The following is a 15523-nucleotide window of genomic DNA, read 5'->3' as shown; positions in this document are numbered from 1 at the left end:
CGGATGGCCCCACGGTAGGAAATGGGTATTGCCGAAATGCTGCGCGAAATGACCGTCAAATCAACGGTTGCTCACGATTACCGCGGATCCGGGGTGAGTTTCGCGCCAATGTTTCAGGCATGTGACGCAACGGTTTCCGCGCGTCACAAATGGGCCGATATCGAATTCGGCGGGCGGTGAGGTGTGACGCGCGCTACGTCGCGAAAATCGTTGCGCACATCCTGACTCCGTTCGCACAGTCGCGCAACCGGAGTTGTGAGTTTTTCGCCGCGCTCAATTCCACGTGTCTTCGAGCAGGCGCGGCTTGCACGCCTGCCAGGCGCCCGCGAGCAGCACCAGCACCGCGACCCCGAGCATCGCGAACGGAACCAGCCAGCCACCCGTCGCCGTGTGCAGCACGCCGAACAGCAGTGGGCCCACGCAGGCCACCGCGTAGCCGACGCCCTGGGTGAAGCCCGACAGCGCGGCCGAACCGGCGGGGGTGCGGGTGCGCAAGTTGATCAGCGTCAGCGCCATCGGGAAGGTGCTCGGGCCGAGACCGAGCACGACGACCCACAGGATCGGCGCGGCCATCGGAGCGAGGAGCAGCCCCGTGAACGCGATGAAGAACAGCACGGCGCAGCCCACCACGACGGGGAACGGGTTGCGGAACCGGGCGACCACCGTCGGTGCGGTGAGCGCGGCGACCAGGCCGACCACGGCGAACAGGCCGACCATGGCTCCGCCGTACGCGGCGCTCGCGCCCGCTTCGCTCAGGATCTTCGGCAACCACGTGAACATCGCGTAGGTGGTGAGCGAGGTCATACCGAACATGCCCGCCATCCCCCAGGCGATCGGCGATCGCCACACGCGCCCGGAATGCGGCTCCTGCTGCGGCACCGCCGTCGTATCCGCGCCGTCCCGGCCGCGCCTGCCGCGCAGTACCGCCAGCCAGGGCACCGCCGCGGTGAAGCCGAGCAGGCCCCACACCCCCAGCGAGATCCGCCAGCCGTGCGCGTCGGCGACCGGGACCGCGGTGAAGGCGGGCACGACCGTGCCGAGTTGCACCATCACGATGTACAGCGAGCTGATCACGGCGAGGCGATCCGGGAAATAGCGCTTCACCAGCGGCGGGATCACCACATTGCCGATGCCCATGCCCGCGAGGGCGAGTGCGGAGAAGACGAGCAGTTCGGCCGTGCCCGACATCAGCACCCGCAGCACCATGCCGGTGCCCGCCATCAACATGGCGGTCAACGCGGTGCGCTCCAGCCCGAGCCGGACCGCCAGAACGGGAGTGAGCAGCCCGGACAGCGCGAACATGGCGGTGGGGATCATGCCGAAGACGCCGACAACGGCGGCGCCGTAACCGATTTCGGCGCCGATGCGCTCGGCCAGCGGGCTGAAGGCGGTGACGGCGACCCGCAGCGTGAGCGCCGACATCACGATGGCGGTGAGGACCAGCAGGCGACCCTCGGTCAGCGCGCGTCGACGGCGCTCGACCAGGACGGATTCCTGGCGAGCCGTGGTTTCGGGAAAGGTCGCAGTCACCGAGAAATCATAGGATGACCGGATGATGACCGGCAACGATTTGTGATGGGCGGTACTCTGTCCAGGTGCAACCCGTCCGGCGCACCAGCCTCATCGCCCAGGTCACCGAGCAGCTGCGTGCCGAAATCCGTTCCGGCCGTTGGCCGATCGGCGCCCGCATCCCGACCGAGCCGGAGCTCACCGAGCTCACCGGCACCGGCCGCAACACGGTGCGCGAGGCCGTCCAGGCGCTCGTGCACGCCGGCATGCTGGAGCGTCGCCAGGGCTCGGGAACCTATGTCATCGCGGCCTCCGACCTCGGCGGAACCCTGGGCAAGTACTTCGCCGACGCCGAGGAACGCGACGTCCTGGAGCTGCGCCTCGCGCTGGATGTCACCGCCGCCGGCCTGGCCGCGCGACGCCGCGACGACGCCGACATCACCAATCTGCTGCGGCTGCTGGCCGAACGCGACAAGAAGTGGGACGAGGACCCCGCCGCCGCGATCGAGGCGGACGTCCAGTTGCACCGCGCAATCGTCGTCGCCAGTCACAACGCGGTGTATCTCGAGTTCTACGATTCGCTGCTGCCCATCATCGAGCAGGTCATCCGCGCCCGCACCGCCAAGTCCGACGACTCCTATACCGAGGAGCACGCCGCGTTGGTGCACGCCGTCATCGACGGCGATCCCGAACGGGCCGCCTCGGCGACGCGCTGCTTCCTCAATTCTCTGATCGCGGAATATCCCGACGCGCGCTGAACCGCGCCAGGTAACCGAGTGGTCACCATTCGGGGCAGCGCGATGTGAGTCGGATTTGCCGGGAACGTCATCGCGGGCCACGGGGACGCAACAAGCGGCTCATACCTTTGTCTCGACCGTAGCTAGGCACTCGACAGCCGCCGGCGGCGCAGCCGCGATGAGGGCCGGTCGAGCCGAATCGAGAGGAAGCCGATGACCGCCGTAGCAGCCACCGGCCAGCAGTCGCAGCCAACGACTTTCGAATATCAAAGACGGGGACGCTGGCTCGACCACTGGGATCCGGACAACGCGAAGTTCTGGGAATCCGGTGGCGCGAAGACCGCGCGCAAGAATCTGATGTTCTCCGTGTTCGCCGAGAATCTCGGCTTCAGCATCTGGGTCATCTGGGGCACCGTCGTAACCAGCATGGGCGCAGCCGGATTCGATTTCCTCGCCGGCCTCGGCAAGGGCAATCCCACCGCGGTGAGCAACGCGCTGCTGCTGACCTCGACCCCCACCCTGGTCGGCGCCGCGCTGCGCATCCCCTACACCTTCGCCATCCCCCGGTTCGGTGGCCGCGCGTTCACCGTGTTCAGTGCCGCGATGCTGCTGATCCCGACGCTCGGCCTGGCGTACTTCGTCAACCAGCCGGGCACCCCGATGTGGGTGTTCCTGGTGCTGGCGGCGCTCGCGGGTGTCGGCGGCGGCAACTTCTCCTCCTCGATGGCCAACATCAACTTCTTCTTCCCCGAGGGCAAGAAGGGCGCGGCCCTGGGCATCAACGCCGCGGGCGGCAACCTCGGCGTCGCCCAGACCCAGTTGGTGCTGCCGTTGCTGATCACCCTCGGCACGCACATCATGGCCAAGGACCCGGGCGGCTACCGCTTCGGCATCACGCTGTCGGTCCTGGTCTGGGTGCCGTTCATCCTGGCCGCCGCGTTCGGCGCGCTGCGTTACATGGACAGCATCAGCACCGCCAAGTCGGACGGCAAGTCCTACCGGCTCGCGCTCACCAACCGGCACACCTGGGTCATGGCCGTCCTCTACATCGGCACCTTCGGCTCGTTCATCGGCTTCTCCTTCGCCTTCCCGACGCTGATCAAGGCCAACTTCCCGGACCTGGCCAAGATCGGCTGGATCACCACGCTCGGTAACCTCGCCTTCCTCGGGGCGCTGGTCGGGTCGTTCAGCAGGCCGTTCGGCGGCTGGGTGTCCGACAAGGTCGGCGGCGCGAAGATCACCCTGTACGTGTTCGGCGGCATGGCGATCGCGGTCGGGCTGATCATGGCCGGGCTGGAACTGAAGAGCTTCCCGCTCTACCTCGTCGCGTTCCTGCTGCTGTTCGTGCTCACCGGCATCGGCAACGGCTCCACCTACCGGATGATCCCGACCATCTTCAGCGCGGAGTCCAAGAAGTACGCCGCCGAGCACGGCCTCGACGCTGCCGAGGCCGCGGCGTCGGCCAAACGTCAGGCGGGCGCCGCGATCGGCGTCATCGGCGCGGTCGGGGCCTCCGGCGGCTGGCTGTTGCAGCAGGCGCTGCGGTTGTCCAACACCCACTTGCACAGCATGGCTCCCGCGTTCTGGGCCTACGCCGTGGCATTCCTGGTCATGGCAGGCGTCACCTGGTGGTTCTACCTGCGGTCCTCCTTCGCCATCCAGCGCGTCCCCTCGCTGGCCTACGCGAACGTCTGACCGCCCAACCCGTCCCGCGGTCCGGACCCCGCGGGACACGGGCGCGACACCCGCCGTCCCCTCCGGCGGAACCGCCCTGCCGAACGTCCGCCCATCGCCCGCTCTCGGGTCCAGCAATGGGTTCCGGCCTGCACCGGGACGATGGGCGGACGTTTTCGTCGCTTCGACCGCTGTGCGCCGGTGGGTTCATCTGATGGGCGGTTGCCAGGCAAGGCCTCGACCAAGCCGGTCGCGGGCAAACGTTCTGTGAACAGGAGCAGCGGTAGCGACTTGGATTCCAATGCTGCGCTGATCGTCAGTACGGCAGGTGTACTCCGTCGCGTACTTCCTTGACGGTATTGGCGATCATTTGTTGCAGGGTGCCCGCGATGCGGTCTGCGGTGCTCGGTTTGATGGTGAGCAGGTCGGTGCCGAAGGTCACATAGCGGCCGTCGTTTTCGACATCGTTGAGCTGAAAGTCCTTGCGACCTTCGATATGCCGATTGTCCACACTTCCCATCGCATACACGCCGACGTGACCGATCAAGGTCATCGCCCGGGTGAAGAACCGCTCGAACTCCTCTCGTGGCGTCGGCCGCCAAGCGTCGCGGACCGGCGGACGTGGCCGTGCGAGTTCGTCCGCCGAAGCCTGCAGTTGCTTCCCCGAACCTGGGCGGCAGGCCGGGAACACATCGACGACAGCCCGCGCCACCTCACCGGCGGACAGCAACGTCAACACCACGTCACCGCCGTGCTCCGGGTCCGGTCCCGGCTCCTGCACCGCGACCGCGCCGTGCTGGGCGTGCACGCCCGCATGCGCCCGCAGCCTGCGCTCCCTGCGCTTGCCGGCGAATCCGGCCACTTCCACCCGAGCCTCCGGCGCCAGCAGCACTTCCACCGCACGCAACAGATCGTCATCGATGCGCGGATGCAACGACTGCGCCGCGGCCTGCCGCAACCGCAGGCTCTCCGACCGGAACTCCGTCGTGTACTGGTGCTGCAAGGGATAGGGCAGCACGTCCCGGCCGGTGGACTCCCACAACGTCCGGAATTCGAGCGCGGTGAACCGCCAGGTCTGCACCTCAGACACGGATGACGTCCTTACCGCTGGCTGTCACCGATGACCGGCGGCACCGTCCGCGGCAGGTCGTCGAGCCCCGTCAGCTCATTGCCGTGCTCCTGAGTGATCAGGTAATCCGGAATCCCCTTGGTGGATTCCTCGTCCTCCGACTTGCCGCCGCGCGCACCGGGGGCCATTCCACCCATGCCGCTCGTACCGGCGCGGCCGGGCGAAGCACCGGTCCGCGCGGCCGCCGCGACCGCGTTGGGGTTGCTCGGTGTGCCCTTGGAGGGCACCGAAACCCCCGGCGCGTTCGGAGAACCGGGACTCCCAGGACTGCCCGGCGTACTCGAATGCGGGCTGCCGGGACTGTTCGGCGATGTGCTCGGGGTGGGCGTCGTCGAGGCAGGCGTCGTCGAAGTGGGTGTAGTCGAAGCCGGTGTGGTCGACTCCTCCGTGGTGGACGCCGGGTCGGTAGTGGTCGACTCCGGTGTTTGGGAGGTGTTGTCCGAAGGTTCGGTGCTCGTCGAAGTCGTCGAATCGTCGATGGAGTTCGTCGTCTCGGACGGATTCGAACTCGGCGAAGACGATGGGTTTCCAGTGCCATTGTTCGTGCCGCGCGGTGTGCTGCCGTCGTCGGTACCACTCGGATTCGTGGTCGACGCCGGGCGGGGGATCACCGGGACGTTCGTGTCGGACTCCATGACGACCGGGGCATAGACGGTGCTCAACACCCGCACCGCTTCGACCTTCGCGTTGTGCTGCGCCACATCGTCATTGCGCCAGGCACGTCCTGCGAAGAGACCTACCGCGTTCTCGAAGCCACTGCGATGATCCGGAGCGTGCGGGACCAGTTCTTTGGTCGGCTCCAACCCGGTTTGCAATTCGGCCAGCTTGCTGCTCGTCAGCCGCGCCGCGTTCGAGACCTGCGCGCCTTGAGCGGCGTAGTCGCTGACGGCGCTGGCCGCCGCATTACGCGCTTCACCACGCCACACACCTTCATCGGTGGCACGGGCCATCGCATCGGTGAAGGTTCTCAGCGACTCCTGGTGCCGATCCGCGATGGTGTTCCACGCTGCCACCAGGCCACTGACGGTCGCGAGATCGATCTGGTCGACCTTACTGCGCAGCGTGGCGACGTCGTAGCGTTCGAACTCGTCCGTATCGAGGACTTCCCTCGGCCGGAATTCGCCTTGAAAGCCGAGACCGGCAGCCCGCGAGCGCACATCGTCCCGCTGCTGGTTGTATTTGTCCTGCACAGCGAAGGGATCGGCATCCGGCTGTATGTCGAAGACCCAATTGGCAACGTTGCGGAGCACCGTAGCTCCCACGTCTTTGACCGCTGGGTTACTGAACGGATTGACCATCAGCGCACCTGCTCGGTGGTGCTCGCGATCTGCGTCGCGTTCTCGATGTCCTGCCCGGTAATGCGTTTGAACGAGATCGCCATGACCTCACGCATGTTCTTCACGGTCTCGATGTGTTCGAGCACAACCCGGTCTACCGAATGATCCTCTCCGGTCGCCTGTTTGGCGAACTTCTTCACCAGGTCGTCGGCCATCTTGAAGTCACCGAACCCAGCGACGTTTTGTACATCCTGTGTGACGATCGCCAGATCTTGAAGTTCCTTCAGGCGCTGATCGCACGCTTTTGCACACGCGAATGCGACTTCTTGATCATCAAGGTAGAGCTCCCCCGATCGAGCGGCCCCGGCAAGTCGACTCCACAGCCCCGCGCTGTTCTCGCTCATCCATCCCCTCCCAGATTATTTCGGTAGAACCGGCACAATCGACTCGCCAACTCGATACAGGGTCGTGCACGGGTCCTCGTGGTTGTCGAGACCGGCCAGATTCGATACCCGCAATTGGACAACGCCCTGAGACGCGGAGAAGAGGACATCACACAGGAGGCCCTTCGATGCACCTTCGACCCTGAACTGCCGACCTTCTCGACCAGCTACCGTGACGTCCTGGAATTCGACATTGCCGGGCTTCTTCTCGAACTCGGCCACGGTCCTCGCGGTAGAGAACATGGTCATCGAGTAGCGGCTGCCTTTCCATCGACAGATTTCCCAGCCGGACTGGTCGACTCCCGCAATGCCCTTCTCCTCGGTGGCCGGATCGACCCCTGCCTTCCGCAACGCCTCATCGGGGATTCCCGTGCATGGGTTGAACAGTGCCTGGGCAGCAGTCGTACTGGAACCCGTCGCCGGTGTACCGCTCGTAGTGTCCTCGCAGGCGACGACTCCGGCTGTCAGCGCACCGATGAGCAGTGCCAACGTGATTCGACGACTCATCCCCACCCTCTCGACCCGCGACGACTCAGGTTCGCCAACGTTAGCAGACGACCAGCCGACGTTCCCCTGCCCGCGTGGCCCAGAGATGCCCTGGACATGCGGGGTAGGCCCAAGGGAAACGCGGGCAGACCAGGGCGCTGTCATCGCGAGTCACCGGCCGGATCCGGACGCTATGCGGGCCGCCCCCGCAAAAAATACTGCGACTATCGCCAATCGGATCCGATCGCAGATGTCGTCTCCCGGGCTCGATAGCCGAGCGGCCGACGAGGCGTCGGACGGGAGGACGTTGACTCCGCCGTTGCCGTTCGCGCCTTCGGTGAAGGCAGTGCAGGCCTTGCCCTCCCAGGCATTCAGAGTGACGCGGGCAAAACCAGACAAGCCAGCTCCTCTGCATGCTGAGGTGGTCATCGAAGTCGTCAGGCAATAACTGGGTCCGACCGTATCGGGCTTCAATCCCTCGCTGTACTGGCCATTGTTCTTCTGCGCCTGGCTCGTTCTCGCTTTCGCGGCGACGGTCATTGCCACGCCGGACGCTCGGCATCGCCCAAGGTCTCCGACATCGTCCAACCACGCTCCGAAGCATGGAGGTGGCCATCCGGTCCATGGCCGCCCGCGGCAGCGCGCCTACTCGCGTCCACCAAGGGACCGGACTGCCGAAGCGGTGGCTCGCGGGACAACACAGCAGGCAATCGATCATTCGCCGGAAGCCTGAGTCATGTAAGCAGCAGTAAAGCCTCGATCCGTTGACATTCCGTGGCGGTGCTCGACTGCCTGCGCTGGGCCACCGAACGGGCCGAGGATGACGTGTCGGCGGCTGGCCGGAGCGGTCCGAACCGATCTCACGGCATTGGGGGGTGGAAGGTTTGGGCCGCGTCTAGGGTGGCAGTGCAGTAACGAGTTGGACGAGAGCTGGGACATACGAACGAGTTCGACGAAGTATTCGAGGAGCTGGAACTATGAAGTTTGGCAAGATTGCTGCCGGGGTCGCGCTTGCTGCTGCGGCAGTCTCTGTTGCTCCCGCCGTCGCCTCCGCTGACGATCCGGAGTTTCCGCGCAACGGCGTTATCCCGCCGGGGACCTATCACATCGGGCGGGGCCCGTCCAATGTGATCGGGTCGCCTATCGAGAACTGCGACCTGCAAGTCTTTCTGGATGGCAAGACGGTGGCGCTGGTCTGCGGTGGCTCGAGCCGGGGCGGGCATCAGACGCCGGTCGGGCCGGACGAGACGTACGTTTCGTTCGACTTCGTTCCGTTCGGGCTCGACCTGCATGACATCGACCCCCGGCAGGGACTCTGGTCGGGAACGGTGAACATCGCCGGGACCCCGATCATCGCTCCGTACCCGCTGGCAGCAGTCTGGCTCAGCCGCCGTTGAGCCGCCACACCGGTGCGATGCGGAGTGACTGCTGTCAGAAGTCGAGACAACGATGGCCCGGCCGTCGGCTTCAAGCCGACGTCGGGGCCATCGGCCGCGATTTCACAGATCGGAGCGCGAATCGAATGCACCATCCATAACACGGGCGGTGAAGGAGTCCCATTGTCCCGGTGTGAAGATCAGTGCCGGTACGGTCGGGTTCTTCGAATCACGAACACCGACGAGACCAGCCTCGAGCCACGCGACTTCGACGCACGCATCGGCCTCACCACTGTGGACAGACTTGAACTACTTCGCTCCGGATGCATCGACGGTCATTGTCCGTACCTCCTCGTCAAGTTCCTGGGCAAGTCTCTCGATCGTTCGAGCCGTCTGTCGTCTACCACGATTCACAGATCAAAGTGCAAGTGGAATGCGCCATCCGACATGCATGCGGTGAAATCATCCCATTGACCCGGCGTCAAGATCAACGACGAACCGGCCGGGTTCTTCGAATCGCGGACACCGACACGGCCATCAGCCAGCCAGGCGACTTCGACACACGATTCGCCACCACCGCTATGACTGGACTTGAACCACTGCTCACCGGGTAGGTCGCTGGTCACTGCTCATATCTCCTTGCCATGGTTCGCAGTAGGTCCCTCGACGGCTGCTCCTGAAGCGCAGCGTCACGAAGGGCATCAAAAATATCTCTAAATCGAGCGACATCGTCACGTTCCTCGAAAATCATTGTGCCGACAGCGCCTTCGGTATACACGACCGACGGTTCATCACGCAAAAAATCGAGAATTATGTAGGGCGGTATTGCCGACCCAGCAGGGAAACCGGCAGTGAATGGCAGGATGCGAATTGAAACGTTGTCTCGCGTGCTCAGATCTGCAATATGATGATGCTGCCTCGACATAGTCGCTACGGAGCCGACCACAGTCCGCAAAACCGCCTCGTGCAGAAGGAACTCTGCGTGCATCGGCCTATGTCGCCGAGTAAGTATCGTGGATCGCTTCACTCGCAGCGCTACACGTCGCTCGATCTCTTCCACAGTGGAATTCGGCGGATAGGCTTCGACGTTCCGCGCATAGTCGGCGGTCTGCAGTAGTCCAGGAATGACAAGCGACTGGAAGAAATAGAGCCCTGTTGCCGCCGCCTCCAACTGGAGATACGTGTTGAAGCCCGGCCGGATCAGACTGCGGTAATCCTGCCACCACACCTTCGTCTTGGCCTCGACCACGAGCGACTTCAGGTACTCCGTCCGACTCTCCGGTAGCCCGTAGTACTGGCAGATGAACTCGATGTCCCGGACCTTGACCTTCTCGTTCTGCCCCAGTTCCAGCCGTCCGAGCGATGATCGGCTGATCTCCAGGACTTCGGCTACCTGCTCGAGGGTGTAGCCGTTGGCCTGACGTGCGTCGCGCAGTGCGCGGCCCAACTGGCGACGCGGCAGCGTCGTCCGGCTGTTGTCCAACTTGCTACCGACCATTTCCGCTGTGTCCTCCCCTGCTGTCCCACGGTGTGACCTGATTTTTCCCACGGCGAGAATCGACGTGCGCCCAACGCGGGAAGCGCTCAGTGCGTATGCACCGTTTGCCGGGCACCCGCCGTTTCGAGCCTCCCGCCGTGAGCACGCCCGCAGCATATGCACATGGCCGAACAACACGGAACAGAACTCGATTTCGTCACGAATTCCCGCGCGCCGGAACCGACTACGCGCGATTTCCGGCCGCCGAGGCACGGCGGTCGTGGAGCACCGGACGCCCTGTTCGCCCCGCCTGACAGCTGCCGCCACGCGGATGTGCAGCTGGCACACGAGCAGATGCGGGCTCACCTGGCCTGCCGAATCGAGCGGTGTGCGTGGAAAGCGGCGGCGTACCGCACGCTGGTGGACGCGGGACGGCTGACACCTCAGGCGGTGAGCCACCGTGAACGTGCTGCCGCACGTGGCATGAAGTTCCTGTCACTCGACGAAGGCCGCCGCGCCGATCACTTCCATGATGTGCCCACGATTCAGGCCGTGCTGGAACGGTTGTCGGCGTTGGCGACGCCAGCGGAATCCACGCGAGGGTGACCCGAGTGCATCGAACCACCGCGGGAGCCGCGCAGGCCGGTTGGCGGATGGTGGGGACCCGCATCGAAATCGTGTTCCTGCGTGACGAAGCCGATCCGACCCCCGCCTATCGGCTGCGCAACAACGGCGACACCGTGCCGATCCCTCTGGGCCAGAGCGGGTTCGTCGCGTTCGACGAGCGCGCTCTTCCGGACCTGGCGCAGGTTCGCGAATGGTTTCCGCGCCACTTTCGACTGTGGGACGCGGTACGCGCCCAGTTCTGGGAGGTTCTGCTGTCCGCGAGCCGGGCGTGAACACCGGATCCGACCGGCCACGCGATTTCACCTGACCGATTCCATCACCCGTGTGAATAACCGAGAGGGACATGTCCAAGCGACGAAACCGTCCGCGCCCCGAGTCGTGGAAGCCGACGAATTCCACCATCCGATACCCACCCCGAGCCACGGTCGATTCGATGCTCACGGCAATGATGACCGAGCGCCGCGCAGACGCCGCAGACACCGACACTGTGCACTTCTGGGGGTTCGCCGGCACCGAGAACCCCACCGCGCACGACGCGGCCCACCTCCTGATAGTCCTCGACCCCGACGCCGAGCGCTCCCCCATCCTGGATTCGGCCGAATGGCTGATCCGGAGATTCACCGGCCGCTTGTGGGGTTTCGGCCTCGCCTACCTGACGGTGGGCGAGATGTTCACCGGAGCGGACGGCGTTCCCTCGGAGGCGATCCGGGCCGCGAAGACCGGCCGACTGAGCGAGCGCGCCACATCCGACCCTGTCTGCGCGGCAACGATCTTCGATGCCCGCGGACGCGCTTACACCTCATTGACGTACATCCACCTACCCGAACTGGGACCGACGCCCACCTGGGTGACCGACACCCGCGAGTCCACCGACACCTGGGTCGCGCTCTTCGACCAGCGCGCTGTCGCGGCACACGTCTGGGCGGCGGCCGTAACGCTGGATCCCTACGCGAACCACACCGCCATATCTCGTCTGCGGTCGCACTGAATACCGACTTTCCGGCGGGATGAATAATGCTTTGGCCCGGGCGGATGCGCGTTGTTACGGTGTGGGCGTGAATTCCCCGGAGTCGTCCAGACGATAGCCGCCCGGCGTATGCGCTGGGCGGCGTTGTGGGTAAAGAACTGCTGGTCATAGTGCGGTCGGCAGTATTTTCGCAACGCCGGAAGAGTCGGTTTCTCCGCGGTCGGGCGACGGTTCGCCCGTGTTCCGCGTCCATCTCGGGCGCCGCGCCGTCTGCGTGGCGCCCCGTTTCCGGGGAGTTCTGCTATGCCCATTGTGGTGTTCGTGCTGGCTGTCGCGGTGTTCGCGCAGGGCACGTCCGAGTTCATGGTGTCGGGATTGCTGGAGCGGATCGCCGTCGACGTCGGGGTCTCGCTCGGCACCGCCGGTCTGCTGACCTCATTGTTCGCGGCAGGAATGGTGCTCGGAGCACCGGCGATGGCGATGACAGCAGGTCGATTGCCGGTCCGGCATTCGGCGGCGGCGTTCCTGGCGGTGTTCTGCGCGACCCATGTGGTCGGCGCGATGACCAGCGACTTCGCGGTGCTACTGCTGACCAGGGTCGTCGCGGCGGTGGCCAACGCCGGATTCCTCGCCATCGCGCTGGCGGCTCTGCCGCGCTTGGTCGACCCGGCGGCGATCGGGCGCGCGACCTCGGTGGTGGTTTCCGGGGTGACGGTGGCCTGCATCGCCGGTGTACCGGCCGGGACGCTGCTGGGGCAGGTTTGGGGCTGGCGGGCAGCGTTCTGGGCCGTCGCCGTGATCAGCGGTGCGGTGATGATCCCGGTGTGGGCAATGGTGCCCCGTGCCGTGCGGGCCGGTGATCGGCGGGTCCAGCAGGATCTTCCCTTGCGGACGGAGTGGACCGTGCTCGGCAGACGCCCGGTTCGCACCGCGGTGCTGATCGCGGTGCTGGTCAACGCGGCGACCTTCGCGGGGTTCACCTTCCTCGGCTCGATCACCGCCGGGCTCGCCGAGGCCGGTAGCCGCTGGGTTCCGGTCGTGCTGGCCTTGTTCGGCTTCGGCTCGTTCGCCGGCGTGACGTTCACCGGCCGCTACAGCGACCGTCATCGCGAGCGGATCGTCACACTCGGCACGAGCGGGCTCGCCGGGGTGTGGCTGCTGACCGCGCTGACCGCGCACACGCTGCCCGGAGTGGCGATCATGGCGGCGGTGTCCGGGGCGGTCGCGTTCGGCGTGGGATCCACCTTGATCACCACGATCGTGCAGACCGCCGCGCCCGCCGCACCGCGAATCGCGGGCGCGCTGGCCACCACCGCGTTCAATATCGGCGCTGTTCTCGGCCCCGCCACCGCCGCCGCGGTCGTCGACCACACCGGTCAGCCCGCGAAGGCGTTGTGGTGCGGCACCGTCTTCACGCTGGCCGCGGTCGCTGTCGTCCGGATATCGAGGCGGCCGGTCGCCTCCCCGGCCGCCGCAGTCGCGACTGGAGACTTGAACGAGTGATCTGACGAATTACCGCTAATAGACTTGACGCAGCCCATATCGAGATGTCACCATAAACATGGGAAGACACAAGAAATCATGTGTCTATTTTTTGATGTCCCTCGACATCGGTCTCATTGGGGTGTAATTTAAAGGCTTCGCGCCGGGTCGCGTGCTGTCCAACTCTCGAAATACGAATCGACCGTGGAAAGTGGCACAGTCTGCGTGCCACCTTCTACCCGTTGTTGTCGAGGCATGTTCGGGCACAGTCCAGCACGGTGCGTGATGAATACCGCCCACAGGACAAGCAGATACCGTGCCGGCCACGCGAACGCGTGGGCGGTGCGAGGTGCTGGAAGGACGCATCTTGACAGTCACGACTCAGGCCGATGCCGATGCCGGAATGCCTGCCGATGCCGGTGTCTTCCGGGCGTCGAAGCGGCTCTCGTTCGCGAAGATTCGTGAGCCGCTGGATGTTCCGGGGTTGCTGGAGATCCAGCTCGATTCGTTCGATTGGTTGATCGGCGCGCCTGCCCGGCACGTACGGGCGGCGGCGCGTGGCGAGAGCACGGGCGGATTGGCGGAAGTGCTCGCGGAACTGAGCCCGATCGAGGACTTCGCCGGGACGATGTCACTGACGCTCTCCGAGCCCCGCTTCGAGGAGGTCAAGGCCTCGATCGATGAGTGCAAAGACAAGGACATGACGTATGCGGCTCCGCTGTTCGTGACGGCGGAGTTCATCAACAACAACACCGGTGAGATCAAGAGCCAGACGGTCTTCATGGGTGATTTCCCGATGATGACCGACAAGGGCACGTTCATCATCAACGGCACCGAGCGTGTCGTGGTGTCGCAGCTGGTGCGTTCGCCGGGTGTGTACTTCGACCACAGCGTGGACAAGGGCACGGAGAAGGATCTGCACAGTGTGCGGGTCATCCCGAGCCGTGGCGCGTGGCTGGAGTTCGATGTGGACAAGCGCGACACCGTGGGTGTGCGCATCGACCGCAAGCGCCGCCAGCCGGTCACCGTGCTGCTCAAGGCGCTGGGGTGGACGACCGAGCAGATCGTCGAGCGCTTCGGCTTCTCCGAGGTGATGATGACGTCCTTGGCGAAAGACAGCACATCGAGCACCGACGAGGCCCTGCTCGATATCCATCGCAAGTTGCGTCCGGGCGAGCCGCCGACCAAGGAGTCGGCGCAGACCCTGCTGGAGAACCTGTTCTTCAAGGAGAAGCGCTACGACCTCGCGCGCGTGGGTCGCTACAAGATGAATAAGAAACTCGGCCTGCACGCAGGCGAAGTCGTCGGCTCACCGGTGCTCACCGAGGAGGACCTCGTCGCGATCATCGAATACCTGCTGCGCCTGCACGCGGGTGAGCGGACCATGACCGCGCCCGGTGGCATCGAGGTCCGGGTCGAGGTCGATGACATCGATCATTTCGGTAATCGCAGGCTGCGCACCGTCGGTGAGTTGATCCAGTCCCAGATGCGGCTGGGGCTGACGCGGATGGAACGCGTGGTACGCGAGCGGATGACCACGCAGGACATCGAGGCGATCACGCCGCAGACGCTGATGAACATCCGTCCGGTCGTCGCCGCGATCAAGGAGTTCTTCGGCACCTCGCAGCTGTCGGTGTTCCTGGATGAGCGCAATCCGCTCGCGAGCCTCACCCAGAAACGCCGCCTGTCCGCGCTCGGGCCGGGCGGTCTGTCCCGTGAGCGCGCCGGCCTGGAAGTCCGCGATGTGCACTACAGCCATTACGGCCGCATGTGCCCGATCGAGACGCCGGAAGGCCCGAACATCGGCCTGATCGGGTACCTCTCGGTGTACGCGCGGGTCAACCCGTTCGGCTTCATCGAGACGCCGTACCGGAAAGTGGTCGACGGCCGGGTCACCGACGAGGTCGACTACCTGACCGCCGATCAGGAAGACCTGCACGTCGTGGCACAGGCGAACGAGCCGCTCGACGCCGAAGGCCGGTTCGTCGAAGCGCGGGTCGCGGTGCGGCGGAAGAATTCCGAGGTGGAGATCATCGACTCCGCGCAGGTCGACTACATGGATGTCTCGCCGCGCCAGATGGTGTCGGTCGCGACGGCGATGATCCCGTTCCTCGAGCACGACGACGCCAACCGTGCCCTCATGGGTGCGAACATGCAGAAGCAGGCGGTTCCGCTGATCCGCTCCGAGGCCCCACTGGTCGGCACGGGCATGGAACTGCGCGCCGCGATCGATGCGGGCGACGTCGTGGTCAGCGAGAAAGCCGGTGTGGTCGAGGAGGTTTCCGCCGACTACGTCACCGTCATGCATGACGATGGCACCCGGCGCAGCTATCGGATGC

17 protein-coding genes and 1 pseudogene are annotated in these 15523 nt (G+C 65.2%); 11 read left to right on the top strand and 7 right to left on the bottom strand.

Annotated elements, in window-relative coordinates; translation table 11 throughout:
* The first annotated feature begins 21 nt into the window (after window positions 1-21).
* Window positions 22-180: a hypothetical protein gene (locus tag NNI01S_RS34955; protein WP_157115089.1), complete on the top strand. Its 159-nt coding sequence runs from the start codon at window positions 22-24 to the stop codon at window positions 178-180.
* Between the two features lie 93 nt (window positions 181-273).
* On the opposite strand, the gene NNI01S_RS29700 is transcribed toward NNI01S_RS34955, so the two are convergent.
* On the bottom strand, window positions 274-1530 hold the full coding sequence (locus NNI01S_RS29700; protein WP_084489395.1) for an MFS transporter: 1257 nt from the start codon (window positions 1528-1530) through the stop codon (window positions 274-276).
* 65 nt (window positions 1531-1595) lie between these two features.
* Here NNI01S_RS29700 and NNI01S_RS29695 point away from each other — a divergent pair, with 65 nt between their 5' ends.
* Entirely contained in the window at window positions 1596-2267 is a 672-nt protein-coding gene (locus NNI01S_RS29695) for a FadR/GntR family transcriptional regulator (protein ID WP_063024271.1), read from the top strand.
* Between the two features lie 192 nt (window positions 2268-2459).
* On the top strand, window positions 2460-3941 hold the full coding sequence (locus tag NNI01S_RS29690; RefSeq protein WP_063024269.1) for an MFS transporter: 1482 nt from the start codon (window positions 2460-2462) through the stop codon (window positions 3939-3941).
* Window positions 3942-4236: 295 nt separating this feature from the next.
* Here the strand turns inward: NNI01S_RS29690 and NNI01S_RS29685 are convergent, their stop codons facing one another.
* Window positions 4237-5010: an ESX secretion-associated protein EspG gene (locus NNI01S_RS29685; protein WP_063024267.1), complete on the bottom strand. Its 774-nt coding sequence runs from the start codon at window positions 5008-5010 to the stop codon at window positions 4237-4239.
* A gap of 11 nt (window positions 5011-5021) precedes the next feature.
* Window positions 5022-5186, bottom strand: a complete 165-nt coding sequence (locus NNI01S_RS34950; protein ID WP_157115088.1) for a hypothetical protein — start codon at window positions 5184-5186, stop codon at window positions 5022-5024.
* Here NNI01S_RS34950 and NNI01S_RS34945 point away from each other — a divergent pair.
* Together NNI01S_RS34945 and NNI01S_RS34940 are read left to right on the top strand one after the other, a co-directional pair.
* On the top strand, window positions 5185-5700 hold the full coding sequence (locus NNI01S_RS34945) for a hypothetical protein (RefSeq protein ID WP_157115087.1): 516 nt from the start codon (window positions 5185-5187) through the stop codon (window positions 5698-5700). The genes NNI01S_RS34950 and NNI01S_RS34945 overlap by 2 nt on opposite strands.
* Before the next feature lie 38 nt (window positions 5701-5738).
* Window positions 5739-6491: a hypothetical protein gene (locus NNI01S_RS34940; protein WP_157115086.1), complete on the top strand. Its 753-nt coding sequence runs from the start codon at window positions 5739-5741 to the stop codon at window positions 6489-6491.
* Window positions 6492-6745: 254 nt separating this feature from the next.
* Here the strand turns inward: NNI01S_RS34940 and NNI01S_RS33960 are convergent, their stop codons facing one another.
* Window positions 6746-7276 carry a DUF3558 domain-containing protein gene (locus NNI01S_RS33960; protein ID WP_084489394.1) on the bottom strand — a complete coding sequence of 177 codons (531 nt, stop codon included), beginning with the start codon at window positions 7274-7276 and terminating at the stop codon, window positions 6746-6748.
* 956 nt (window positions 7277-8232) lie between these two features.
* Between NNI01S_RS33960 and NNI01S_RS29665 the strand changes: the two genes are divergently transcribed.
* Complete coding sequence (locus NNI01S_RS29665; RefSeq protein ID WP_063024259.1) at window positions 8233-8652, top strand: hypothetical protein; 420 nt, start codon at window positions 8233-8235, stop codon at window positions 8650-8652.
* A gap of 102 nt (window positions 8653-8754) precedes the next feature.
* On the opposite strand, the pseudogene NNI01S_RS33955 reads toward NNI01S_RS29665, so the two are convergent.
* The 3 genes and pseudogenes from NNI01S_RS33955 to NNI01S_RS29660 all read right to left on the bottom strand — a co-directional run.
* Window positions 8755-8928, bottom strand: a pseudogene (locus NNI01S_RS33955) (DUF397 domain-containing protein); the annotation flags it as partial.
* Between the two features lie 113 nt (window positions 8929-9041).
* On the bottom strand, window positions 9042-9257 hold the full coding sequence (locus NNI01S_RS33950; protein WP_084489393.1) for a DUF397 domain-containing protein: 216 nt from the start codon (window positions 9255-9257) through the stop codon (window positions 9042-9044).
* Window positions 9254-10129: a helix-turn-helix domain-containing protein gene (locus tag NNI01S_RS29660; protein ID WP_063024256.1), complete on the bottom strand. Its 876-nt coding sequence runs from the start codon at window positions 10127-10129 to the stop codon at window positions 9254-9256. The genes NNI01S_RS33950 and NNI01S_RS29660 overlap by 4 nt, the downstream gene beginning before the upstream one ends.
* Before the next feature lie 162 nt (window positions 10130-10291).
* Between NNI01S_RS29660 and NNI01S_RS29655 the strand changes: the two genes are divergently transcribed.
* The 5 genes from NNI01S_RS29655 to NNI01S_RS29635 form a co-directional block, all read left to right on the top strand.
* A complete protein-coding gene (locus NNI01S_RS29655) occupies window positions 10292-10714 on the top strand; it encodes a hypothetical protein (RefSeq protein WP_157115083.1) in 423 nt (140 codons plus the stop codon).
* A 5-nt stretch (window positions 10715-10719) separates the two neighbouring features.
* Window positions 10720-11007, top strand: coding sequence for a hypothetical protein (locus tag NNI01S_RS29650; RefSeq protein ID WP_157115082.1), 288 nt, complete (start codon window positions 10720-10722; stop codon window positions 11005-11007).
* A 161-nt stretch (window positions 11008-11168) separates the two neighbouring features.
* Complete coding sequence (locus NNI01S_RS29645; RefSeq protein ID WP_157115081.1) at window positions 11169-11723, top strand: hypothetical protein; 555 nt, start codon at window positions 11169-11171, stop codon at window positions 11721-11723.
* A 282-nt stretch (window positions 11724-12005) separates the two neighbouring features.
* Window positions 12006-13205: a Cmx/CmrA family chloramphenicol efflux MFS transporter gene (locus tag NNI01S_RS29640; RefSeq protein WP_063917728.1), complete on the top strand. Its 1200-nt coding sequence runs from the start codon at window positions 12006-12008 to the stop codon at window positions 13203-13205.
* 382 nt (window positions 13206-13587) lie between these two features.
* A partial coding sequence (locus NNI01S_RS29635; protein ID WP_501193591.1) for an RNA polymerDNA-directed RNA polymerase subunit B occupies window positions 13588-15523 on the top strand: 1936 nt, incomplete at its 3' end.

The sequence above is a fragment of the Nocardia niwae NBRC 108934 = DSM 45340 genome (genome assembly GCF_001613465.1).
In the GTDB taxonomy this organism is placed as follows: domain Bacteria; phylum Actinomycetota; class Actinomycetes; order Mycobacteriales; family Mycobacteriaceae; genus Nocardia; species Nocardia niwae.
The sequence above is the reverse complement of the archived record's forward strand: the minus strand, read 5'-3'. Positions and strand labels throughout refer to the sequence as shown.